The sequence below is a fragment of the Ectothiorhodospira magna genome (genome assembly GCF_900110965.1).
GTDB lineage: Bacteria > Pseudomonadota > Gammaproteobacteria > Ectothiorhodospirales > Ectothiorhodospiraceae > Ectothiorhodospira > Ectothiorhodospira magna.
In genome coordinates, this window is sequence record NZ_FOFO01000001.1 from 113,767 (window position 1) to 136,067 (window position 22,301).

Genomic DNA, 22,301 nt, shown 5'->3' on the forward strand with positions numbered 1-22,301 from the left:
CACAGGGGAGCGCTCAGACCGTACCTGACCGGCTTTTGGGTTGACTCTGTCGAGTATTGTGCGTTTCTTCCATCACCAGCAAACCGGTATTTCCCCCGGTGGCAGCCGTGTTGACGGTCAATACCCGCTCGGTGGCAAACCGTAGCAGATAATGGGGACCACCCGCCTTGAAACCGGTTCCCGACAGCCCCTCGCCACCAAAGGGCTGGCTGCCCACCATCGCGCCCACCATGTCCCGATTGACATAGGTATTCCCGACCCGCACCTGACGGGTCAGCCGATGGACAACGGCATCAATCCGGCTGTGAATCCCCAGCGTCAGGCCATAGCCAGAGGCATTGATCTGGCGGATCAATCGGTCCAGTTCACCAGTACGCCAGGGCAACAGATGCAGCATGGGGCCGAATACTTCTCCCGGCAACTCATCCAGCCGCTCCAGCCGATACAGGCTCGGAACCATAAAACTGCCCCGTTCACAGCCTCCCGACAGTGGGGCGCGATGGAGCACTCGATCCTTGCGCCTCATCTCCTCGTCATGGGCCTGCAGGGCCGCCAGAGCCCGGTCATTGATCACCGGACCCACATCGGTGGAGAGCCAGTGAGGGTCTCCCACCACCAGGGTGTCCATGGCCCCCTTGAGCATGTCCAGCAAGGGTTCGGCCACCGTATCCTGTACGCATAACACCCGTAACGCTGAGCAGCGCTGCCCGGCACTGAAAAATGCCGAATGTAGAATGTCCATCACGACCTGTTCGTGCAGGGCAGTGGCATCCACCACCATGACATTGACACCACCAGTTTCCGCGATCAGGGGAATGAGGGGACCATGATCCCGGGCGGCCAGTCCCCGCTGAATCAGACGGGCGGTTTCGGTGGCGCCGGTGAAGGCCACCCCGACAATGCGTGGATCAGCCACCAGACGGGGACCGATATCCTCACCCCGGCCAGGCAGGCAGTGCAGCACGTCCACCGGTACACCGGCCTGATGCATGAGCTGGGTGGCTCGAATCGCCACCAAACTGGTCTGCTCTGCCGGTTTTGCGATCACTCCGTTCCCTGCCGCCAGGGCGGCAGCCACCTGACCGACGAAGATGGCCAGGGGAGCATTCCAGGGGCTGATACACAAAAATAATCCCCGGCCTCCCAGGGTGAGCGTGTTGCGTTCTCCCGTCACCCCAGGCAGGGTCAAAGGCTGGACGAACTGCGTCCGGACCTGGGCGGCATAATAACGGCAGAAATCCACCGCTTCCCGCACCTCGGCCTGGGCATCCCGCAGGGTTTTGCCCGCCTCCTCCACACATAGGGCCATGAGTGCTGCCCTGTGTTGCTCCAGCAGATCGGCCACCTGATCCAGAATTGCCGCCCGCTGGGCCGGTGGACGTTCATCCCAGGCGACCCAGGACCGGTCAGCGGCGGCCAGGGCTGTTTCCAGATCTTCTTCACGGGTCCAGGTCATGCGACCAATCTCCCGTCCACGATCTGAAGGGGCATAAACCCCCTGGCCGCCATCGGTCCTGAGTTGACCACAACACAAGGGGCCTCCCTGCCAGGGGATATGGGTCTTGCTGCGATTCATCTCCGCGGCCAGGGTTTGCAGGGCTTTGCGGTCGGCAAAGTCCAGACCCTGGCTGTTACGCCTGAAGGGGGCGTAGAGGTCGGCAGGCCGTGGAATGCCTGGGTGGCGCCAGGTATCGTAACCTTTGAGGGTGGTCACAGGATCGGTAACCAGTTGTTCCAGATGTTCCTCGTGCAGGCGATGTACAAAGGAGGCGTTGGCACCGTTTTCCAGGATGCGCCGCACCAGGTAGGGCAACAGGGTTTGATAACGCCCCACCGGGGCATAGATTCGGCATTGGCGACGAAGCGGGTCGGCACGTTCTACCAGTTGCCCATAGAGTCCTTCCCCCATACCGTGAAGACGCTGGAATTCGTATGCCCTGTCGCCGGCCATCTCCATGACCGCCGCCACGGTCTGGGCATTGTGGGTGGCAAACTGGGGATAAAGATGGGGACTGTCCTGGAGCAGACGGCGGGCGCAGGCCAGATAGGACACGTCCGTGGCCGCCTTGCGGGTAAAGACCGGATAATCCGACAGTCCCTGCTGCTGGGCATCCTTGATCTCGGTGTCCCAGTAGGCTCCCTTCACCAGACGCACCATGACGGTACGACGATATCGGGCGGCCTGTCGCTCCAGCCACCCCAGTACGGCCCAGGCCCGTTTCTGATAAGCCTGCACCGCCATGCCCAGACCTTCCCAGGTATTGAGGTCCACATCGGCAATCAGCACTTCCATCACATCCAGGGAGAGATCCAGACGCCAGGATTCTTCGGCATCAATGCACAGGGGGATACCCTGATCCCGGGCCAGCCGGCAAAGTTCCAGGATGCGAGGCAAAAGCCGGCATTGCAGACGGCTTTCCTGACCGGGTTCGTAGCGGGCATCCAGGGCGGAGAGTTTTACCGAAATACCTGACCGATCCCGCAGAGGGAGGCGTGGGTCCACCGCTTCACCAATACGCTCAATAGCCTGCCGGTAGGCTTCAAAATAGCGTTGGGCATCGGCCTCGGTGCGGGCTGACTCTCCCAGCATGTCGTAGGAATAGCAGTACCCGGCCTGTTCTATGGGACGGCCCCGTTTTATCGCCTGCTCGATGGTGCGCCCCAGCAGAAAGGTGTCCCCCAGCAGGGTCATCATCCGGCGCACGGCGGCCCGGACCAACGGGGCGCCCGCCCGGGCCAGCACATGCTGGACTGTCCTCCCCAGCCAGTGACGACGATCCTCGGTATCGAGGATGCGCTCGCTGATCCACAGCCCCCAGGTGGCTGCATTGACGAAAAAGGGCCGATCCCGGCCCAGGTGAGCATCCCACTGGGCAACGGTAAGCTTGTCATGAATCAACTGGTTTGCAGTGGCCTTGTCCGGCACCCGCAACAGGGCCTCGGCCAGACACATCAGGGCTATACCCTCTTCCGAGGAAAGGTCGTATTCATGCAACAGTGCTCCGATGCCGGACTGCTGTTCCTGGGCCTTGATCATGCCCCGCACCAGCCCCCGGGCCAGGAAACGTACCCGGGTGGCGGTTTCCTCATCGTGAGCGGCATGGGGTAACAGGAGTTTGATCGCTTCTGCTTCATCCATGCGACAGGCCCGCACGATGGGGTCACGGTCCTGGAGAAAAACCATGGCAAGGTCCGGGTACACATATTGGCTCATAAGTATTTTATCCTGTGGCAAATGCATGCTAGACCCGCAGGGTGTCCATCGCTGGCCCCAACGACCTGTCCTGCTTAGAATATCCGGAACTGGGCACATCCAGCACCATGGAGCAGGATATGGCAAAAACATTCCTTTTTTCAGATAACGGACGGACCCTGATCCGCTGGGGCGTGGCGTGGCTGTCCCTGGTGGCCATAGTAACCGCCCTTTGGCAACTCCATGGTGGAACCCAGGGGATCGAGATACGCCAGACCCAGGTGGATGGCGTACCCATGACCCTGTACCTGCCGGCTCAGGAGACTCCGGCTCCGGTGGCGGTCATTGCCCACGGCTTTGCCGGCTCACGGCAGATGATGCAACCCCTGGCCATCACCCTGGCCCGTAACGGATACATCGCCCTGACCTTCGACTTCCCCGGTCACGGGGCCAATCGCCAACCCTTTGTTGCCAACCTGATGGATGAGGACCGGCGGCGCGCTCTGCTGGGTGGGGCACTGGAGACTGCGGTCACCACGGGCCTGGCCCTGCCCGGCGCCGATGGGCGTTTGGCGCTGCTGGGGCATTCCATGGCCGGGGATATCCTGTTGATGCACATGCATGAACATCCCCGGCAGGTCCAGGCCGCGGTACTGCTCTCTCCCTATATTTCCGGTGCCTTTTCCCTGGAGACGCTCAATAATCTGCTGTTTGTGTTCGGCAGCCTGGAACCGACGGAGCTGCATGATCCGGCCCTGAATGCCTTTGGCCCGTTGACCCCCACTCCTGAGGTGGGCATCACCTACGGGCACCCCGCCGATGGCTCGGCCCGGCGTCTGGCCCTGGCGGGTGGTGTGGAACATATCGGCGTACTTTACGCCCAGGATGCGCTGCGGGAATCCCTGGCCTGGCTGGATGCCAGTATCGGGCCGCCAGGGGCAGGCCATGACGGAGATGTGGAGCGGCGTGGTCCCTGGCTGGGTCTATTGTTTTTGGGCATCATCACCCTGGCCTGGCCCCTCTCCCGTCTGCTGCCCCGGCTGGCAGTCCCGCCACTGGGTCTGGGGTTGTCCCGATGGTCATTGCTAAAAATGCTCTGGATACCCGCCCTGCTCACGCCATTGCTGCTCTGGGCCGTCCCCGTGGGGCTGCTGCCCCTGTTGCTGGTGGATTATCTGGCCCTGCACTTTGCCGTTTATGGTCTGCTCTGCTGGGTCTTGCTGAGCTGGTGGGGTCGACGTCACCGGCATGATCAATCCCCGTTGGCCACCATCCGCTGGCAGGCCCTGGGACCGGTTACGGTACTGGTAGCCGGCTACCTCACCCTGGCCATTGGCATTCCGGTGCACCTGTATGTCACTGGCTATCTGCCCGGAGTGGAACGGGCGCTGATCCTGCCGCTGGTATTTTTGGGTATGCTCCTGTTTTTCTCTGCCGATGAGTGGATGACCCGGGGGGCTGAGGCCGCTGGTGGCGCCTATGCCCTGACCAAGGTTTTTTTATTCCTGTCCCTGATCCTGGCCGTGACCCTGCGACTGGAGACCCTGTTCTTTTTGATCATCATCCTGCCGGCAATTCTGGTCTGTCTTACCGTCTACGGCCTGCTCAGCGGCTGGATATACCGGGCCACCGGGCATCCCTGGGTGGGCACGGTGGCGGTGGCCCTGGCCCTGGCCTGGGGCATGAGCGTAACCTTCCCCCTGGTGAGAGCATAAGATGGGCGGGACAACCACGAGGATAACTGAATGACCAAGAGAATCGTCACCCTGACCCTGAATCCCGCGGTGGATGCCTCCTGTGCTGCCTACAAGGTCAAACCGGTCCATAAAATCCGCACCAGCAACGAGCGTATGGACCCCGGCGGTGGCGGCATCAATGTGGCACGGGTGATCAACGAACTGGGGGGGCAGAGCTTTGCCGTCTACCTGGCCGGTGGCCGATCCGGTGATGTCCTCGACGAACTGGTGACCGATGCCGGTGTCATGGCCCATCGGGTCCATACCCGGGAAAACACCCGGGTGAGCCATGTGGTCTACGAACACAGTTCAGGGCAGGAATTTCGCTTTACCCCGGAAGGCCCCACGGTACAAGCAGCGGAATGGAAGGCCGCCCTGGATTTCATTGAACTGCTGGATTTTGACTATGTCATTGCCAGTGGCAGCATCCCCAGGGGAGTGCCCGAGGATGTCTATGCCCGTTTGTCGGTCATGACCAAGCGACGAGGTGCCCGGATGGTGCTGGACACCTCTGGACCGGCGCTGGCCGCGGCCCTTGATGAAGGGGTCTATCTGGCCAAACCCAGCCGGGGGGAATTTGCTGCCCTGATGGGACGGGATCTGGAAGACCCCCAGGCATTGGAGGCGGCGGCTTTGGAGATGGTGGCCGCTGGCAATGTGGATATTCTGGCAGTCACATTGGGCCATGACGGCGCCCTGCTGGCCACCCGGGATGGCATCAGCGCATTGCAGACCCCCAAGGTCACCGCCAAAAGTGCCGTCGGGGCTGGCGATAGCTTCGTGGCGGGTATCACCTATGGCCTGTCCACCGGAGAATCCATCCAGCGGGCCTTTGCCCTGGGTGTGGCGGCAGGTACCGCCACGGTGCTGACATCGGGTACGGAACTGTGTCACAAGTCTGACGTGATGCATTTCTGGGGGCCACTGGTGCAACAGTTGCAGTCGTGAAAGTCGCCCGGATGGCTTAGTCCTGCATCAGCACCGCATCCACCAGCGCTTCCAGGGCTGAAGGGTCCGGTAATGCCAGATAGTCCAACAGTCGCTCGTTGCAGGCATTCCATTCAGCAAAGGTCATAAGGGAAGCATCCACCGCTGCGGTGGCCCTCAGGGCCAGTTTGAGGATCACCACCAGATCAGGGGTATCGACATGCAGGGCATCCAGTCGGGAGAGATGCTCTACTGCATATTGCTGATCAATGGCATGGACCACTGCCGGGTGGACATGCCAGCGCTGGGTGATCAACGCCCCGACCCGTGGGTGGGTGATGCCAAACAGCCGCGCTTCCTGGGGCGGCAACATGGACCAGCCCGTGGTCAACACCCGATCGAGCAGGGGGTCGTAGGCTTCCCCCACCACACTACGCAGGGCAGGAATACCCACCATATGAAACAGACCGATGAGATGGGCCTCGTCCAATAAATCTGGCCGCTTGATGAGTTTGGCGGCCCGGGCAGTGGCTTCGGCCACATGGACCCCCCGCTTCCAGAATTCATCCACGCCAGGATAGTCAGCCATGGCATTACGCAGGGCAACGGTACGAACAAGGGCATATACCCGCTTGAACCCCAACAGGTTGACCGCATGGGGGATGGAACTGATCTCCCGGCGACACCGGAACAAAGGAGAATTGATGACCTGCAACACCCCCCCGGCAACACTGGCATCCCGGGCAATATGCCGGGCCACCCGACTCAAGTCCGGCTCCGGTTTCCGGGATTCCTCCACAACAACCCGCAACACCTCCGGTTGTGGAGGTATCACCAGCTGATTGATAATCTCATGTTCTTCTATCTGCACGTGTTGTCCGCCGGGATATAGATCAATCGCTGATAGCCGATACAGCGCAAGAGGATATTTTCCTGGGTGCGATTGGGATACTTGGTGAGGTTAATCCATTCACGGCCATTTGCGTACCCTTGGAGCGCCGCAGGTGCCGATTGCAGGCCTTGGATCCACATCTGGCGCTATTGTTTCATCCAAACCGACACAGGAGGGCGCGAGTCAGAACGGGGTAACTCGCGTAAGCATCATGCTCAATGAAGGCCATCATCAGGACAATTCATCCGACAATACTCCCAGTCTGATCCGGGACCAACGGATCATCACGGCCTGTGCCCTGGAGGTCATCGATACCATTCATATCCAGCGGGGCCGCCCCCTGCAGCCCCGGGACCGGATGGCCTTGAAACTGTTGACGCCCCGCAACGCGGCCCTGATGATGAAGGAAAATCGCCGGCACCTGGGATGCCGGCAGGTGAGCTTCGAAATTCTTACCGACGACGTGGGACTGGGCAGCTATCGCCTGCTCCCGGTGGGCGTGCATGTACTCAATCCTCACCGGGGTTGGTGGCATGATGACTACGGGATTCGCCGTTTTCTGTGGAACCTGTATCTGGGAGAAGAACCCATCGAAGGGATGCAGCGCATCCTGGAGCGGCTGTTCAAGGTATCCCCCAAAGATTTGCGGGCCGTTTCCGACGGTCTGGACATGAAACAGGCAGCCCATGATATCCAGGCCAACGTCAGTGCGGATCTGAGCCTCTACATCCGCCGGCACAAGGGCAGTGTGGAAACCTCCCTGCGCCGGCTCAATCAAGCCAAGGCCCTCTACCGGACCAAGGATCTGGGTATCGATACCGGCGAAGATGGCCGCATGGCCCTGGTGTTCGGCAGCAACCGGCGCTATGCGGTGAGTTTTGCGGTGGAGAGGGCTTGATACCGGCGCCCATCAAGGGGCATCATCCCCGGTCAAACGGGTTCGTGACACCGGAGTGTCATGGACCCGGTGCACAATTCATCCACTGCAACATGATCCTGTCTCGGACCCCGGTCCGATCCGCCTTTTTTCTCACATCTTTCCCAGTTTGATTCGAGGCCTATGAGCAAAGTCCTGATTATCGGCGCCGGCGGCGTTGGCGGAGTTGTCACCCACAAATGCGCGCAGTATCCAGAGGTCTTCACGGAGATCTGTCTGGCCAGCCGCAACGAGGCCAAGTGCCGCGCCATCGCGGCCCAGCTGGACCGTCCCATCCAGACCGCCCAGGTGGACGCGGACGACGTGGAGGCCCTGGTGGCCCTGATCGAGTCCTTCAAGCCGGATGTCCTCATCCATGTGGCCCTGCCCTACCAGGACCTGACCATCATGGAAGCCTGCCTGCGCACCGGCACCCCCTACCTGGATACCGCCAACTACGAACACCCGGACGAGGCCAAGTTCGAGTACAAGGAACAATGGGCATTCCAGAACGACTACGCCCAGGCCAACCTCATGGCGACCCTGGGCTGTGGCTTCGATCCGGGGATGACCAACATCTATTGCGCCTGGGGCCAGAAGAACCTGTTTGACGAAATCCACCGCATCGACATCCTGGATGCCAACGGCGGCGACCACGGCTACCCGTTCGCCACCAACTTCAATCCCGAAATCAACATCCGCGAGATCACCGCCAATGGCCGCTACTGGGAAGAAGGCCAGTGGAAGGAAACCGCGCCCCTGGCGGAAAAGCGGGTGTTCGACTTCGACGGCATCGGTCCCAAGGATATCTACCTGCTCTACCATGAGGAGCTGGAGTCCCTGTGCCGCAACATCAAGGGTCTCAAGCGCATCCGTTTCTGGATGACCTTCTCCGAAAAGTACATCACCCACCTGAAAGTGCTGGAGAACGTGGGCATGACCTCCATCGAGCCCATCCGCTTCGAGGGCAAGGAGATCATCCCCCTGCAGTTCCTCAAGGCCATCCTGCCGGACCCGGCTTCCCTGGGACCGCGCACCAAGGGCAAGACCAACATCGGCGTGATCCTGGATGGCATCAAGGACGGCAAGCGGCGCAAAGTCTACATCTACAACATCTGCGACCACGAGGCCTGCTACCGGGAAGTGCAATCCCAGGCCATTTCCTACACCACCGGCGTGCCCGCCGTCACCGGCGCCATGCTCATGGTACAGGGCATCTGGCAGGGTGCCGGCGTGTTCAACGTGGAGCAGCTGGACCCGGATCCGTTCATGGAGCGCATCGGCGACATGGGCCTGCCCTGGCAGATGGTGGAACTGGATCCCGACAGCGATCCTTTGGCCTGATCGCCCATGGACAAGACGACCCCTCCCTTTTTTGACATCCATGCCTGCCCGTCGCCCGCCTTCGTGGTGGACGACGCCCTGCTGCGCAAGAACCTGGCCCTGCTCAAGCAGGTCCAGGCCGATAGCGGCTGTCGCATCCTGCTGGCCCTGAAGGGCTTCGCCATGTGGGACACCTTCCCCATGGTCCGGGAATACCTGGTGGGCACCACCGCCAGCGGCCAGGACGAGGCCCGCCTGGGGGCGGAGAAGTTCGGTGGGGAGGTGCATGTGTACTCCCCCGCCTTCACCGACGAGGAGATGAAGGTGGTGGTGCAATATGCCGACCACATCAGCTTCAACTCCCCCACCCAGTGGCAGCGTTTTCGCAAGCAGGTGGCCGGGGCTGGCCGGCACATCTCCTGCGGCATCCGGGTGAATCCGGAGTATTCCGAAGGCCGGGTGGCCCTCTACGACCCCTGCGCCCCCGGCTCCCGCCTGGGGACCCGGTCGGTGGATCTGGCCGGGGTGGACCTGACGGGCCTGGAAGGCCTGCATTTCCACACCCTGTGCGAGCAGAACAGTGATGCCCTGGAGCACACCCTGGAGGCTTTCGAGGCCCGGTTCGGGCCATACATCCCGGGCCGACGGTGGATCAACTTCGGCGGCGGTCATCACATCACCCGGGACGACTATGACGTGGAACGGCTGATCCACCTGATCCGGGATTTCCGTGCCCGTCATCCGGGGGTGACGGTCTACCTAGAGCCGGGCGAGGCCATCGCCCTGGGCACCGGCTACCTGGTGTGCACGGTGCTGGACATCGTGCAGAACGCCGGTCCCATTGCCATCCTGGACACCTCCGCCACCGCCCACATGCCGGACGTGCTGGAGATGCCCTATCGACCGGAGATCATCGGCGCGGGCATGCCGGGGGAGAAGACCTTCACCTATCGCCTGGGTGGCTCCACCTGTCTGGCCGGCGACATCGTCGGGGAGTATTCCTTCGACCGTCCCCTAACGATCGGACAACGCCTGGTGTTCACCGACATGGCCCACTACACCATGGTCAAGACCACCACCTTCAACGGCATCCGCCTGCCCGCCATCTGCCGGGTGGACGAAGAAAGCCGGGCAGTGACAACGGTCAAAACCTTCGGCTACGAGGATTACATGGGCCGCCTGAGCTAACGGGCTTCGGGCACCATGAGTACCATCTGCCCGTCACGGACACGGATGTCAAAATGATTCAGGAAACTCATGCCCAAAAGCGCCCGGTCGCCACCGATCTCTGGCAGGATAACCGCCCGCACCGAGCCTATCCCCAGGTGCCCCAGACGAACCTCATCCAGCACAGTGAGTTCACCCCGGACCCGGCCATTGGCGGTTTCAAACCAGGCCTGCCCGGTGGCTTCCAGGCCAAGCCGGGCGGCCAATGAGGCGGAGATGGCCACATGGGTGGCGCCGGTATCCACCAGAAAATCCACCGGCTCGCCATTGATACGACCTGCAGCCATATAATGGCCGGCGCGATTGCGCTGGAGTACGACACTGGCACCAGGTTCGGCGGCATCATCCAGCAGATGCCGGTTGGGATGGTCCCGGCGCTCCAGCACACCCTGATAGAACCAGGTTCCAGTGGCCAGGGCCAGCATCCAGAACAAGGCCAGCATGATCCAGCCGGCACGACGGGCAGACGGATCGTGGCCCATGGCATCTAATGCAAGGTTGGCGGGGAACGATCAAAGATCGCGGCCACCCCATCCCGGTCCAGCCGGTATTCCCGATTGGCCAGATCGTCACGGACAATCACTGCCCCCTGTTCCTGCAACACCGCCTCCACTTCTTCCCGTCCCAAAGACCGCAGCATGGCCCGTACCTTGTCCCAGTCTTCGGGAGTATCGTGAATCACTGCTCGACTATCGAAAACCCGAACGGTCTCTTCAGGAAACAGACGGGACAGCAAGGCCGTGGGCGTCAGGTTAATGAGTTCATCGTCGGTCACCGTGGCGGCCAGTTGCTCGATACGGTTCCAGCCATCGGGGTCACGGCTGTCCGCCGCCGGCAGTTTTTGCAGGAACAGCCCTGCCGCCCCGGTATCGCTGGCGGCCAGAAACAGCCGGGAAGGCAACTGCTCCGACAGGCTCAAATAATGCTCGAAAATCTCACCGATACCCTCCCCCTCCAGAGGCACCACACTCTGCCAGGGTGCGCGGGAGCCAGATAAATCCAGGGACAGCACCAGCCGGCCATCCCCCAGCAAGGTGCGGGCCGTGCCTGAATCCAGGTCGTCACCATACTGAGCCAGAGCGCGCAGATTGAGCCGCTGGTCACAATCCACCACCAGCAGGGAAACAGGGCCGCTCCCCCGCAGCTGAAAGGTGACCCGACCGGATTGTTTCAGGGCTTCGGTGATGAACAAGGTGGTGACACACATCTCTCCCAGCAGTCCGTTCACCGGCTCGGGATAATGGCGATCGGCAATGATCTGTTGCCATACCGGTCCCAGGCGGACCACGGCCCCGCGAATATCCAGATCATCCAGCAAAAAACGCTGCAACACGTCAGAACTCATCAAATTTCTCCAGGAGACATCCTGCCCTGTATTCTAACGGGACCAGGATCGTCTGTGGTGGCACTGGACACTTGCATGAACCATCGCAAACGATCAAGGTTTGCATTGTACCCTGATCCTGCCCTATCTTTTAGACTCTTTCCAAAAAAATACCCCAAATACAGCCACACGGAGAAATTCATGACACACCAACTGCCCGAACTGCCTTACGCCAAGAACGCCCTGGAACCCCATGTCTCCGCCGAAACCCTGGAGTTCCACCATGACAAGCATCATGCGACCTATGTCACCAACCTGAACAAGCTGATCAGCGGCACCGAGTTCGAAAACCTGTCCCTGGAAGAGATCATCCAAAAGGCCCCCGCCGGTGGCATCTTCAACAATGCCGCCCAGGTGTGGAACCACACGTTCTACTTCAATGGCCTAAGCCCCCAGGGTGGCGGCGAACCCACCGGCGCCCTGGCCGAAGCCATCAATGCAGCCTTTGGCTCCTTTGCCCAATTCAAGGAAAAGTTTGCCGCTGCAGGGGCAGGCAATTTTGGTTCCGGCTGGACCTGGCTGGTGAAAAATGCCGACGGCAGTCTGGAGATCGTCAACACCAGCAATGCCGCCACTCCGATCACCGAAGCCGGCAAGACCCCGCTGCTGACCATGGATGTCTGGGAACACGCCTATTACATCGACTATCGCAATGCCCGCCCCAAATACATCGAGGGCTTTTTCAATGTAGTGAACTGGGATTTTGTAGCGAAAAACTTCGGCTGAATCCCCAACGGCCCCCGGATAAAGACCTTGATCCCGGCAGGGCTTTGCGCCCTGCCTCGGGTCATCGTATGATGTCCGTTTTTGACAGCCGGCAGCCTCGGGCTGCCTTTTTTCGTTTTTGGAGGGAAACCGCCGCATGTCAGATGCCCTCATGCAGAACTACAAGCGCCAACCCGTCAGTTTTGTGCGGGGAGAGGGCCCCTGGTTGTGGGACCATCAGGGCCGCCGCTATCTGGATGCCCTGTCCGGCATCGCTGTCTGTGGCCTGGGCCATGCCCATCCGGCGGTAACCCAGGCCCTGTGCCAACAGGCCGGGCAACTTATTCATACCTCCAATCTCTACGAGATTCCCCAGCAGACCCAACTGGCCGAGCGTCTGACCGGGCTGGCCGGCATGGATCGGGCCTTCTTTTGCAATTCCGGCGCCGAGGCCAACGAGGCCGCCATCAAGCTGGCCCGGCTGCATGGCCATCACAAGGGTATCGCCCGCCCCACAGTGATTGTCATGGAAGGCAGTTTTCATGGCCGCACCCTGGCCACCCTGACCGCCACCGGCAATGCCCGCATCCAGGCCGGTTTTGCCCCCTTGGTGGAAGGTTTCATCCGTGTGCCCCACGGTGATCTGGCGGCGGTGGACGCCCTGGCGGATCACCCGGACGTGGTGGCCATCCTGGTGGAGCCGATCACCGGGGAAGGGGGGATCTGCATTCCCCCAAAAGGATATCTCAAGGGGCTGCGGACCCTCTGCGACCGGGCCGGCTGGCTGTTGATGCTGGACGAGATCCAGGCCGGCATTGGCCGTACCGGAACCTGGTTTGCCTTCCAGCACGAAGGCATCACCCCGGATGTGCTGAGTCTGGCCAAGGGTCTGGGCAACGGTGTCCCCATCGGCGCCACCCTGGCGGCGGGGGAGGCTGCCAATCTGTTCACCCCCGGCACCCACGGCACCACCTTTGGCGGCAATCCCCTGGTCTGTCGTGCGGCCCTGGCGGTGCTGGACACCCTGGCCCAGGATGACCTGCCGGCCCACGCCGACACCATGGGGCAGTATCTGATGGCTGCCTTCCAGGATCGCCTTGGCCAGCATCCCGCCGTGGAGGATATTCGGGGCAGGGGCCTGATGCTGGGCATCGAACTGGATCGGCCCTGTGCCGAACTGGTGGGCCTGGCCCTGGAAGCCGGCCTGCTCATCAATGTCACCGCGGAGCGGGTCATTCGTCTGCTGCCGCCCCTGATCATCCACCGGACCGAGGCGGACCAGATCGTGGCGATCGTCTCCGATCTGGTGGAACGGTTCGCGGCTCAAACCGCTTGAGGAAATACCCCATGGCTGTGCGTCATTTTCTGTCCCTGCTGGACCTGTCCACCGAGGAACTGCGTCACCTGATCCACCGCGCCATGCAGATGAAGGCGCAACTGCGGCAGGGGGACATTCACGAACCCCTCCGGGGCAAGACCCTGGCGATGATTTTCGAAAAATCATCCACCCGCACCCGGGTCTCCTTCGAGGTGGGCATGCAACAACTGGGCGGCCATGCCATCTTCCTGTCCCCCAAGGATACCCAGCTGGGTCGGGGCGAACCCATCGAGGACTCGGCCCGGGTGCTGTCTCGCATGGTGGACATGGTCATGATCCGCACTTTCGAGCATGAAAAAGTGGAGCGGTTCGCTGCCAATGCCAGGGTACCCGTGATCAATGGTCTCACCGACCTGGAACATCCCTGTCAATTGCTGGCGGATCTGCAGACCTGGTTCGAACTGCGGGGTGACATTGCCGGGCGCACGGTGGTCTGGGTAGGAGACGGCAACAACATGTGCCATAGCTACATCCATGCTGCTGAACGTCTGGGCTTTGAACTGCGCATTGCCTGTCCGGAAGGCTACGACCCGGACCCCTTGATCCTGGCTGCCGCCGGTCGCAGCGCTGCCATCGTTCGAGACCCCATGGCAGCGGCCCAAGGGGCCGATCTGATCGTCACGGATGTCTGGGCCAGTATGGGACAGGAACAGGAACAGGCCGCCCGCCGCCGGGCCTTTGGGGATTATCAGGTCAATGCCGCCCTGATGGCCCAGGCGGCGCCGGATGCCCTGTTCATGCACTGCCTGCCTGCCCATCGGGAAGAGGAAGTCTCCACCGAGGTGCTGGAAGGCCCGCAAAGCGTGGTCTGGGACGAGGCGGAAAACCGCCTGCACGCCCAGAAAGCCCTGATGGAATTCCTGCTGGTGGGCCATGGCCGGCAACAGGGGCCGTCACCGGAGTGACATGCCGGTCCCGTAGACTGCCCTATCCGAATCTCTTTTCCTCAACCCTAGGGATGCCATGACCGAGATCGACCTGACCAACCCAGAACTCTATCTCAACCGCGAACTGAGCCTGCTGGCCTTCAACCAGCGGGTGCTGGAACTGGCCAGGCAGGACACCATCCCGCTGCTGGAGCGGCTGCGCTTTTTGTGCATCTCCTCCACCAACCTGGATGAGTTCTTCGAGGTCCGGGTGGCAGGGCTCAAGCAACAGTTGCAACTGGGGGTGAACACGCCAGGACCGGACGGGCTCAGCGCCGCCGAGCAACTGGCCCGGGTGGGACAACTGGCCCATGCCCTGGTGGATGATCAGTACACCACCCTTAACGACATCCTGATCCCGGCCCTGGCGGAGCAGAACATCCATTTCGTGCGCCGCACCCACTGGAGCGACGAGCAGGCAGCATGGGTCAAGGACTTTTTTGATCGGGAACTGCTGCCGGTACTGTCCCCCCTGGGACTGGACCCGGCCCATCCATTCCCCCGCATCCTCAACAAGAGCCTCAACTTCATCGTCACCCTGGAGGGCAAGGATGCCTTCGGTCGGGAAAGCCGCATGGCCGTGGTCCAGGCCCCGCGCTCCCTGCCCCGCCTGGCCCGCCTGCCCCGGGAAATCGCCAAGGGGGACTATGATTTCGTCTTTTTGTCCTCCATCCTCCACGCCCACGTGGGCGAGCTGTTCCAGGGCATGACGGTCACCGGCTGCTACCAGTTCCGGCTCACCCGCAACTCGGATCTGTTTGTCCACGAGGAGGAGATCGACGACCTGCTGATGGCCCTGGAAGGGGAACTGCCCCAGCGTAATTACGGCGAAGCGGTACGGCTGGAAGTGGCGGACAACTGTCCGACCAAGGTGGCGGAGTTCCTGCTGCGCCAGTTCAAGCTGGGGCAGGATGACCTGTACCAGGTCAATGGCCTGGTAAACCTGAACCGGCTCATGGCCGTGCATGAACTGGTGGAACGCCCGGATCTGAAATTCCCCCCCTTCGTGCCCGCCCTGCCCCCGGCCCTGACCGGGGCCTCGGATCTCTTTCACACCATCCGGCGCGGCGATGTGCTGCTGCACCATCCCTATCAGTCCTTCGTGCCGGTGGTGGAATTCATGCGCCAGGCCGCCCGGGACCCGGATGTGCTGGCCATCAAGCAGACCCTGTACCGCACCGGCGTGCGCTCCCAGTTGGTGGACATCCTGGTGCAGGCGGCCCAGGCGGGCAAGGAGGTCACGGTGGTGATCGAGCTGCGTGCCCGGTTCGACGAGGAGGCCAACATCCAGCTGGCCAATCGACTGCAGGATGCCGGCGCCCACGTGACCTACGGGGTGGTGGGCTACAAGACCCACGCCAAGCTGGCCATGGTGGTACGCCGGGAAAAGGACCGGATCCGGCGCTATGTGCATCTGGGCACCGGCAACTATCACGCGGGGACCGCCCGGGCCTACACGGACTTTGGCCTGCTCACCGTCAACAAGGTGATCGGCGAGGACGTACACAAGGTCTTCCAGCAGCTGACAGGGCTGGGCAAGGTATCCAAGCTGAAAAAACTCCTGCAGGCCCCGTTCACCCTGCATTCGGGGATGCTGGAACGGATCGAGCGGGAGATCGAGCATGTGCGCTCGGGCAAGCCGGGGCAGGTGCTGGCGCGGATGAATTCCCTGATCGAACCCAAACTGATCCAGGCCATGTACCGGGCCTCCCAGGCGGGGGTGCGGATTGACCTGGTGGTGCGAGGGGTCTGCTGCCTGCGGCCCGGAGTCCCGGGGATTTCGGACAATATCCGGGTACGCTCGGTGATGGGGCGGTTTCTGGAACATTCCCGGGTGTTCTATTTCCAGAACGGCGGTGAACCGGAGATCTTCCTGTCCAGCGCCGACTGGATGCCCCGCAATTTCTTCCGCCGGGTGGAGGTGGCCTTTCCGGTGGAGGTGCCGGAATTGCGGGATCGGGTGCTGCAGGAATCCCTGCTGGCCTATACCTCGGACAACACCCAGGCCTGGGCGCTGCAACAGGATGGCAGTTACCGGCGTCTCAAGGCGGCCTCCAACCATAAGCGCCGCTCGGCCCAGGATGAACTGCTGGGCAAGCTCACCAGCTGAGTTTTACTCCACCTTGAGTTTGAAATGGGCCGCCTTGAGGTGGCCTGACTCCCGCTCCAGATCCGCCCGGGTCAGGGGGTTGGCCTCCAGCCAACCGGGGGCAAACCGCAGCTTGAGGCCCTGATCCTTCGCCTTGAGTCCCTCCAGGGCCGGTACCGTGTCCGTGCGGGATCGGTGCAGCAATACCGCCAGACGCAGCAACACCGCCAGGCGCAGCAGGGGACGACGCTCCAGGATGGGCAGATCATCAAACAGCTTGACGGGAAACTTGCGCCGGTGGGCACGCACCAGCAGGGCGATCCGCCGCTGCCCCTCCAGGGTGAAGCCGGACAAGTCCGCATTCTCCACCATATAGGCCCCATGCTTGTGAAACTGGCTGTGGGAGATGGACAGTCCCAGTTCATGCAGGCGGGCTGCCCAGCCCAGGGTATCCCCGTGATCCTGGTCCAGTTGCCAGCTGTCTCCCACCTGCTCCAGCAGCTGCAGGGCCGTCTGCTCCACCCGCCGGGCATGATCCGGCTCCACCTGAAACCGTTTCATGAGGCCATCAATGGTGCGGGTGCGTACATCCTCGTGGCTGATGCGCCCCAGCAGGTCATAGACCAGCCCTTCCCGCAGGGCGCCATCGGACACCCGCATCTGCCCGATGCCCAGGGCCTCGAAGACCGAGATCAGCACCACCACCCCGCCGGGCAGCACCGGGCGACGCTCATCGCTCAGCCCCTTGAGTTCCACCTTGGCCATGTCCCCGGCCTTGATCAGGGTCTGACGCAGCAAATGCAGCCCTTCCAGGGTGATACCTTCCCGGGTCCACCCCTGCTCCCGCATGATCCGGTCCACCGCCAGCAGGGTGCCCGAAGCCCCCAGGGCCTCCTGCCAGCCCACCCGCCGGTAGGTTTCCTCAATGGGCTGCAACTCCAGCCGGGCACCGATCTCGGCCGCGCGCCAGGCGGTCTCGGTGATGATGCCCTTGGGAAAATAGAGCCGCCCCATGCTCACACACCCCATGTGCAGGCTTTCGGTATGACTGGGTTCAAAGCGCTCCCCCAGGATCAGTTCCGTGCTGCCACCGCCGATGTCCACCACCAACCGCCGGCCACCGTCATCCGCCAGGCTGTGGGCCACCCCCAGATAGATCAGACGGGCCTCTTCGCGGCCACCGATCACTTCAATGGGATGCCCCAGGGCCCGGGTGGCCAGTTCCAGAAACTCCTCGGCGTTGCGGGCCTTGCGCAGGGTATTGGTGCCCACGGCGCGCACGCTGCCCAGAGGCAGATCCCGGACCCGCTGGCCAAACTGCTGCAGACAGCCCAAGGCCCGGGTCACCGCTTCGGGACTGATAAAGCCCCGGTTATCCAGACCGCTGGCCAGACGCACGGACTCCCGCAGGCGGTCGAGCATGTGCACGTCGCCGTCCCGTACCCGGGCCACGATCATGTGAAAGCTGTTGGAACCCAGATCGACGGCGGCGACGGTCTCGGGGGGCTTGCGGCGTCGGAACATGACAATCTCCCTTATTCTGCAGGGTCTTGATGACGACCCTCAGGGGACGAGTCTAGCAGGGGAACATGTCGGGAGGATAACAGCCGGGCGAGCCGGTCAGGCCAGCTTGCGCAACTGCCCCTGGGTCAGCAGCCAATGGACTCTGGCCTGACCCGGCCCCAGACCACCGGCCAGGCTCAGACAGCAGGCCCCGCCCTTTTTCATACGCACCAGGGATCGCCGTTCCCCGGTCAATAGCCAACCGGCCAACAGGGACAGATGGGGTTCGTGTCCCACCGCCAGCAGGGTCGGCGGCCAGGATAATTCCTGCAGCCATTGGGTGAACAACGCCGGATCCGCCTCTGGAACCAGGGTGGGTGTGGACAGCATCTCCACGCCGGAAAACACTTCCGTCAGAATGTGGGCGGTCTGGGTGGCCCGGACATAGGGGCTGGTGACGATGGCCAACGGGCCTTCCAGCAAACGATCCAGTCCGCTGGCGGCCTTCATCATCCGGGTGATGCCCTCCGGCGTCAGGGGGCGCAGATGGTCCTCCTGGCCGGTGACGGCAAATTCACCCGCATCCCCGGCATGGCCGTGGCGCACCAGCACCAGATGGCGCAGTGCATGGTCTGTTTTCAGCGGCATGACCTGATCCCTTTGGCAGATATGGGCCACACGCCTAGCTCAGGGCGGCCCGGATGATGAAGAAGAAAATGATGGACAACAAGGCGCCCGCCGGCAGGGTGATGACCCAGGACATGAAAATGGCCCGCACCACGCCCAGGTTAATGGCGGCGATGCCCCGGGCCAGACCCACCCCCAGGATTGCCCCCACCAGGGTGTGGGTGGTGGAGATGGGCAGTCCGGTGCCGGAGGCCAGCACCACGGTCATGGCCGCCGCCAGGGTGGCGGCAAAGCCACGGCTGGGGGTGAGCTGGGTGATGCCCGTACCCACGGTGGCAATCACCCGATGGCCATACGTCACCAGCCCCAGCACAATACCAAACCCACCCAGCAGAAGAATCCATACCGGCATGGCCGTCTGTACCGATACCTCGCCGGTCTGCACCACGCTGATCACCGCCGCCAGCGGCCCCACCGCGTTGGCCACATCATTGGAACCATGGGCAAAGGCCATGGCGCAGGCGGTCACCAGCATCAGGACACCGAAGACCTTTTCCACGTTGCTGAAATGAAAATCCCGATCATCGGCAGGATCGAACCGCAAGCGCCGGATGGCCACCACCCCCAAGGCGGACACCATCAGGCCAATAATAGCGGCAATGCCATAGCTCTGGGCCGTGGAAAGATCCATGCCCAGATGGGTCAGCCCCTTGAGCAGGGTGATAAGGGCGGTGAAGAAGGCGGCAAGGAAAATGTAGTAGGGAACGTAGCGCTTGGCATTCTCCAGAGGATTGGGGGTGTCCAGAATCAGCACCTGAACACTGCGGAAGAGGACGAAGGCCACCACCCCCGATAAGGCCGGTGACAGCACCCAGCTGATGGCGATGGCCCCCACCTTGCCCCATTGTACTGCTTCCATGCCGATGGCCACGATGGCAAAACCGATGATGGCACCGACGATGGAATGGGTGGTGGATACTGGCCAGCCGAAGATGGAAGCCACCAGCAGCCAGGTGCCCGCCGCCAGCAAGGACGCCAGCATGCCAAACACCAGGATTTCCGGAGTCCCCGAGAGCAGGTTGGCATCCAGCATCCCCGAGCGGATGGTCTGGGTCACCGCCCCACCTGCCAGCCAGGCACCGGCAAACTCAAAGATGGCGGCAATAATCACCGCCTGTTTGATGGTCAAGGCCCGGGACCCCACTGAGGTACCCATGGCATTGGCTACGTCGTTTGCACCGATGCCCCAGGCCATAAAAAAGCCAAACAGGCACGCCAGGACGATAAGCAGCGTCGCGTATTCCATAGGATTGTCAGTTCAGGTCTGTGGATCAGTGGGCCAGCATGAGTCGCAAACGACTGCCAACCCGTTGGGACAGATTGGCCAGGTCGCCGATTTCGTCAATGATCCGGTACATGAAGATCACATCCACCGGCGGCAATGTTCGTTCCATGGCAAAGAGTTCGGCACGCACCTTCACCTGAATCCGGTCGGTATCGTGCTCGATGGCATCCAGTTCGTTGAGCAGGGATTCCATGACATCCACTTCATGGCCCCGAAATCCGGTTTCCACCAGATCTTCCAGTTCATGCACTGCCCGCGAGGCCTGAGTGGTGGCCTCGGTGCAGCGGGTGATGAAGTCATGCAGCAGGGGATGCAGCACATCGGGAAAAAGCATGCGCCGCCCCAGGATCAGGCCGGCGATATCCTTGGTGGTATTGGCAATGCCGTCCTGGATGGTGAGGGCTTCCAGCACATCCCGACGGGACATGGCCAGCATCATGCCCTTGGGCAGATGTCGGCGCAGATCCTTTTTGAGCAGGTCCGCCTCGTGCTCCAGTTCGGCGATACGATTGCGCCGGGCTTCGGCCTGCGCCCAGTCCTGGGCAAACACTGCCGCCATGAAACCGGGCAGCTCCGCCACGCAGGTCTGCACCTTTTCCGCGTGCAGTTGCAGGGGGCGGACCGGCGACTTTCCGAACAGATCGAAGAAATAGCTTTTTGGAGGCATGGGGTGACCAGACCTGGAAAACAGCGATTGTAACGGAATTATGACGCCGGACGGGAGCTTCAGATCCCGCATTCACATCGCTGTCATGAAATATTCACATTGATTCGTACGATACCTCCTTGGCCCCCTCTGCCCGGGCGGCCTCACTGCCGCGCCGCACGATCCGATCAGGCCCGAAATGACAGCTGAAGGTGCTTCCCTCCCCCGGCGTGCTCTCGATCTGCAACCGGGCGCCGTGACGCTGCAGCACATGCTTGACGATGGCCAGACCCAGCCCGGTGCCGCCACTGTTGCGGCTGCGGTCCGAATCCACCCGGTAGAAACGCTCCGTCAGACGATGGACATGCTGGGGTGGGATGCCAATACCCGTATCCCGAACCTGGAAGTGAGCACCCTGATCGTCTTCGTGCCAGTGCACGGTAATGGTGCCACCATCGGGCGTATAGTGGATGGCATTGGTCACCAAATTGGAAAAGGCACTGTGCAACTCCGTATTGGCCCCCCGCAACCAGAGCCCCTCGTCCAACGCCAGGGTCAGATGCTGCCCCCGCTCCCCGATGAGCATGCGCGCCTCTTCCTCGATGCCGTGAATCAGGGCGGGCACGCTCACCGGTGACTGCCCCATGGCCGCGGTGTCACGGGTCTCCAGTCGGGACAGGGTCAGCAAATCCTCGATGATGCGCCGCATGCGAACCGACTGGGACTCCATGGATCGCAGGGAGCGCCGGATCTCCGGCTCCAGTGTATCCTCATCCGCCAGCGCTTCCAGATAACCGGCGATGACCGTCAGGGGCGTGCGCAATTCATGGGAGACGTTGGCGACAAAATCACGCCGCATGGATTCGAGCATGTGCAGACGGGTGACATCCCGCACCGACAGCAGGAACTGCTTGTCGCCGTAGGGCACGATGCGGGCGGAGAGCATGACCCGCTCGTCGGGGCCACGGGGAAACTCCACCGCGTCGCTGTAATCGCCGGAGTACATGTAGCGGACAAACTCGGGATGACGCAGCAAATTCGTGACACGCCGCCCGATGTCCCTGGGGGACTCCAGTTCCAGCAAGCTGATGGCGGCGCCGTTGAACCATTCAATGTCAAAGCGGCTACCCAGGATCACCGTGGCATCCGGCATGGCGGCACTGGATTCGTGAAAGCGGTTGAGCAGCTTGGCGATTTTTTTCTTGCGCCGCCGGTTGCGCTGGTAAAGCCGGTACTGCTCGTAAATCAGATCCCCCCAGACCCCGCTGGCATGGGGCGGCTCGGATCGCTTGCCCACCTGGATCCAGCGATGAAAACGGTATAACTGACGCAACTGCCAGCCCGTATAGGCGGACAAGGCGAGCACCAGCATCCAGGCCAGATGACCGAACAGGGCACCCAGCACCAGGCCGGCAAGGATGAAACCGGACAGGCGCCAGAATTCCACCTTCCAGGGACTGCCTGAACGGGAATCCAGGAGCATG

The 22,301-nt window shown here is 62.0% G+C and carries 18 protein-coding genes; 9 read left to right on the forward strand and 9 right to left on the reverse strand.

The window, feature by feature from the left end; translation table 11 throughout:
* Positions 1–13 precede the first annotated feature (13 nt).
* Entirely contained in the window at positions 14–3,214 is a 3,201-nt protein-coding gene (putA, locus tag BMX62_RS00460) for a bifunctional proline dehydrogenase/L-glutamate gamma-semialdehyde dehydrogenase PutA (RefSeq protein ID WP_090202357.1), read from the reverse strand.
* A 119-nt stretch (positions 3,215–3,333) separates the two neighbouring features.
* On the opposite strand from putA, the gene BMX62_RS00465 reads away from it, so the two are divergent.
* Positions 3,334–4,908, forward strand: coding sequence for an alpha/beta hydrolase family protein (locus BMX62_RS00465; RefSeq protein WP_090202585.1), 1,575 nt, complete (start codon positions 3,334–3,336; stop codon positions 4,906–4,908).
* A 30-nt stretch (positions 4,909–4,938) separates the two neighbouring features.
* A complete protein-coding gene (locus BMX62_RS00470) occupies positions 4,939–5,877 on the forward strand; it encodes a 1-phosphofructokinase family hexose kinase (RefSeq protein WP_090202358.1) in 939 nt (312 codons plus the stop codon).
* 16 nt (positions 5,878–5,893) lie between these two features.
* Here the strand turns inward: BMX62_RS00470 and BMX62_RS00475 are convergent, their stop codons facing one another.
* Positions 5,894–6,727: an HDOD domain-containing protein gene (locus tag BMX62_RS00475; protein ID WP_162273477.1), complete on the reverse strand. Its 834-nt coding sequence runs from the start codon at positions 6,725–6,727 to the stop codon at positions 5,894–5,896.
* A gap of 232 nt (positions 6,728–6,959) precedes the next feature.
* Between BMX62_RS00475 and BMX62_RS00480 the strand changes: the two genes are divergently transcribed.
* The 3 genes from BMX62_RS00480 (at position 6,960) to nspC (ending at position 10,175) form a co-directional block, all read left to right on the forward strand.
* Complete coding sequence (locus tag BMX62_RS00480; protein WP_090202362.1) at positions 6,960–7,646, forward strand: hypothetical protein; 687 nt, start codon at positions 6,960–6,962, stop codon at positions 7,644–7,646.
* Between the two features lie 162 nt (positions 7,647–7,808).
* Positions 7,809–9,008 (forward strand): saccharopine dehydrogenase family protein, encoded by a 1,200-nt coding sequence (locus BMX62_RS00485; RefSeq protein WP_090202364.1) that lies wholly within the window; start codon positions 7,809–7,811, stop codon positions 9,006–9,008.
* Positions 9,009–9,014: 6 nt separating this feature from the next.
* Positions 9,015–10,175, forward strand: coding sequence for a carboxynorspermidine decarboxylase (gene nspC, locus BMX62_RS00490; protein WP_090202366.1), 1,161 nt, complete (start codon positions 9,015–9,017; stop codon positions 10,173–10,175).
* Here nspC and BMX62_RS00495 read toward each other — a convergent pair.
* Both BMX62_RS00495 and hslO read right to left on the reverse strand, forming a co-directional pair.
* Positions 10,172–10,696, reverse strand: coding sequence for a retropepsin-like aspartic protease family protein (locus tag BMX62_RS00495; protein ID WP_090202368.1), 525 nt, complete (start codon positions 10,694–10,696; stop codon positions 10,172–10,174). The two genes, nspC and BMX62_RS00495, sit on opposite strands and share 4 nt — an antisense overlap.
* A 5-nt stretch (positions 10,697–10,701) precedes the next feature.
* Positions 10,702–11,559 carry an Hsp33 family molecular chaperone HslO gene (gene hslO, locus BMX62_RS00500; protein WP_090202370.1) on the reverse strand — a complete coding sequence of 286 codons (858 nt, stop codon included), beginning with the start codon at positions 11,557–11,559 and terminating at the stop codon, positions 10,702–10,704.
* A 180-nt stretch (positions 11,560–11,739) separates the two neighbouring features.
* On the opposite strand from hslO, the gene BMX62_RS00505 reads away from it, so the two are divergent.
* The 4 genes from BMX62_RS00505 to ppk1 all read left to right on the forward strand — a co-directional run bounded on the left by BMX62_RS00505 (position 11,740) and on the right by ppk1 (position 16,717).
* Positions 11,740–12,324 (forward strand): superoxide dismutase, encoded by a 585-nt coding sequence (locus tag BMX62_RS00505; protein WP_090202372.1) that lies wholly within the window; start codon positions 11,740–11,742, stop codon positions 12,322–12,324.
* A gap of 136 nt (positions 12,325–12,460) precedes the next feature.
* Positions 12,461–13,639 carry an acetylornithine transaminase gene (locus BMX62_RS00510; RefSeq protein ID WP_090202375.1) on the forward strand — a complete coding sequence of 393 codons (1,179 nt, stop codon included), beginning with the start codon at positions 12,461–12,463 and terminating at the stop codon, positions 13,637–13,639.
* Between the two features lie 11 nt (positions 13,640–13,650).
* Complete coding sequence (gene argF / locus BMX62_RS00515; RefSeq protein ID WP_090202378.1) at positions 13,651–14,586, forward strand: ornithine carbamoyltransferase; 936 nt, start codon at positions 13,651–13,653, stop codon at positions 14,584–14,586.
* Between the two features lie 58 nt (positions 14,587–14,644).
* Positions 14,645–16,717 (forward strand): polyphosphate kinase 1, encoded by a 2,073-nt coding sequence (gene ppk1, locus BMX62_RS00520; RefSeq protein WP_090202381.1) that lies wholly within the window; start codon positions 14,645–14,647, stop codon positions 16,715–16,717.
* 3 nt (positions 16,718–16,720) lie between these two features.
* Here the strand turns inward: ppk1 and ppx are convergent, their stop codons facing one another.
* From ppx to phoR, 5 genes are all read right to left on the reverse strand, one after another.
* Positions 16,721–18,220 carry an exopolyphosphatase gene (gene ppx, locus BMX62_RS00525; RefSeq protein ID WP_090202383.1) on the reverse strand — a complete coding sequence of 500 codons (1,500 nt, stop codon included), beginning with the start codon at positions 18,218–18,220 and terminating at the stop codon, positions 16,721–16,723.
* 96 nt (positions 18,221–18,316) lie between these two features.
* Complete coding sequence (locus BMX62_RS00530; RefSeq protein WP_143339629.1) at positions 18,317–18,847, reverse strand: SixA phosphatase family protein; 531 nt, start codon at positions 18,845–18,847, stop codon at positions 18,317–18,319.
* A gap of 34 nt (positions 18,848–18,881) precedes the next feature.
* Entirely contained in the window at positions 18,882–20,132 is a 1,251-nt protein-coding gene (locus tag BMX62_RS00535) for an inorganic phosphate transporter (RefSeq protein WP_090202390.1), read from the reverse strand.
* Positions 20,133–20,157: 25 nt separating this feature from the next.
* The gene (locus BMX62_RS00540) at positions 20,158–20,838 is read right to left on the reverse strand and encodes a TIGR00153 family protein (protein ID WP_090202393.1); all 681 of its coding nucleotides are present in this window, start codon (positions 20,836–20,838) and stop codon (positions 20,158–20,160) included.
* Between the two features lie 94 nt (positions 20,839–20,932).
* Positions 20,933–22,300: a phosphate regulon sensor histidine kinase PhoR gene (gene phoR, locus BMX62_RS00545; RefSeq protein ID WP_090202395.1), complete on the reverse strand. Its 1,368-nt coding sequence runs from the start codon at positions 22,298–22,300 to the stop codon at positions 20,933–20,935.
* Position 22,301: the final 1 nt, after the last annotated feature.

Coding starts and splice junctions, on each gene's coding strand:
- putA (WP_090202357.1), bottom strand. CDS start 3,214: ATGAGCCAATATGTGTACCCGGACCTTGCCATGGTTTTTCTCCAGGAC.
- BMX62_RS00465 (WP_090202585.1), top strand. CDS start 3,334: ATGGCAAAAACATTCCTTTTTTCAGATAACGGACGGACCCTGATCCGC.
- BMX62_RS00470 (WP_090202358.1), top strand. CDS start 4,939: ATGACCAAGAGAATCGTCACCCTGACCCTGAATCCCGCGGTGGATGCC.
- BMX62_RS00480 (WP_090202362.1), top strand. CDS start 6,960: ATGCTCAATGAAGGCCATCATCAGGACAATTCATCCGACAATACTCCC.
- BMX62_RS00485 (WP_090202364.1), top strand. CDS start 7,809: ATGAGCAAAGTCCTGATTATCGGCGCCGGCGGCGTTGGCGGAGTTGTC.
- nspC (WP_090202366.1), top strand. CDS start 9,015: ATGGACAAGACGACCCCTCCCTTTTTTGACATCCATGCCTGCCCGTCG.
- BMX62_RS00495 (WP_090202368.1), bottom strand. CDS start 10,696: ATGGGCCACGATCCGTCTGCCCGTCGTGCCGGCTGGATCATGCTGGCC.
- hslO (WP_090202370.1), bottom strand. CDS start 11,559: ATGAGTTCTGACGTGTTGCAGCGTTTTTTGCTGGATGATCTGGATATT.
- BMX62_RS00505 (WP_090202372.1), top strand. CDS start 11,740: ATGACACACCAACTGCCCGAACTGCCTTACGCCAAGAACGCCCTGGAA.
- BMX62_RS00510 (WP_090202375.1), top strand. CDS start 12,461: ATGTCAGATGCCCTCATGCAGAACTACAAGCGCCAACCCGTCAGTTTT.
- argF (WP_090202378.1), top strand. CDS start 13,651: ATGGCTGTGCGTCATTTTCTGTCCCTGCTGGACCTGTCCACCGAGGAA.
- ppk1 (WP_090202381.1), top strand. CDS start 14,645: ATGACCGAGATCGACCTGACCAACCCAGAACTCTATCTCAACCGCGAA.
- ppx (WP_090202383.1), bottom strand. CDS start 18,220: ATGTTCCGACGCCGCAAGCCCCCCGAGACCGTCGCCGCCGTCGATCTG.
- BMX62_RS00530 (WP_143339629.1), bottom strand. CDS start 18,847: ATGCCGCTGAAAACAGACCATGCACTGCGCCATCTGGTGCTGGTGCGC.
- BMX62_RS00535 (WP_090202390.1), bottom strand. CDS start 20,132: ATGGAATACGCGACGCTGCTTATCGTCCTGGCGTGCCTGTTTGGCTTT.
- BMX62_RS00540 (WP_090202393.1), bottom strand. CDS start 20,838: ATGCCTCCAAAAAGCTATTTCTTCGATCTGTTCGGAAAGTCGCCGGTC.
- phoR (WP_090202395.1), bottom strand. CDS start 22,300: ATGCTCCTGGATTCCCGTTCAGGCAGTCCCTGGAAGGTGGAATTCTGG.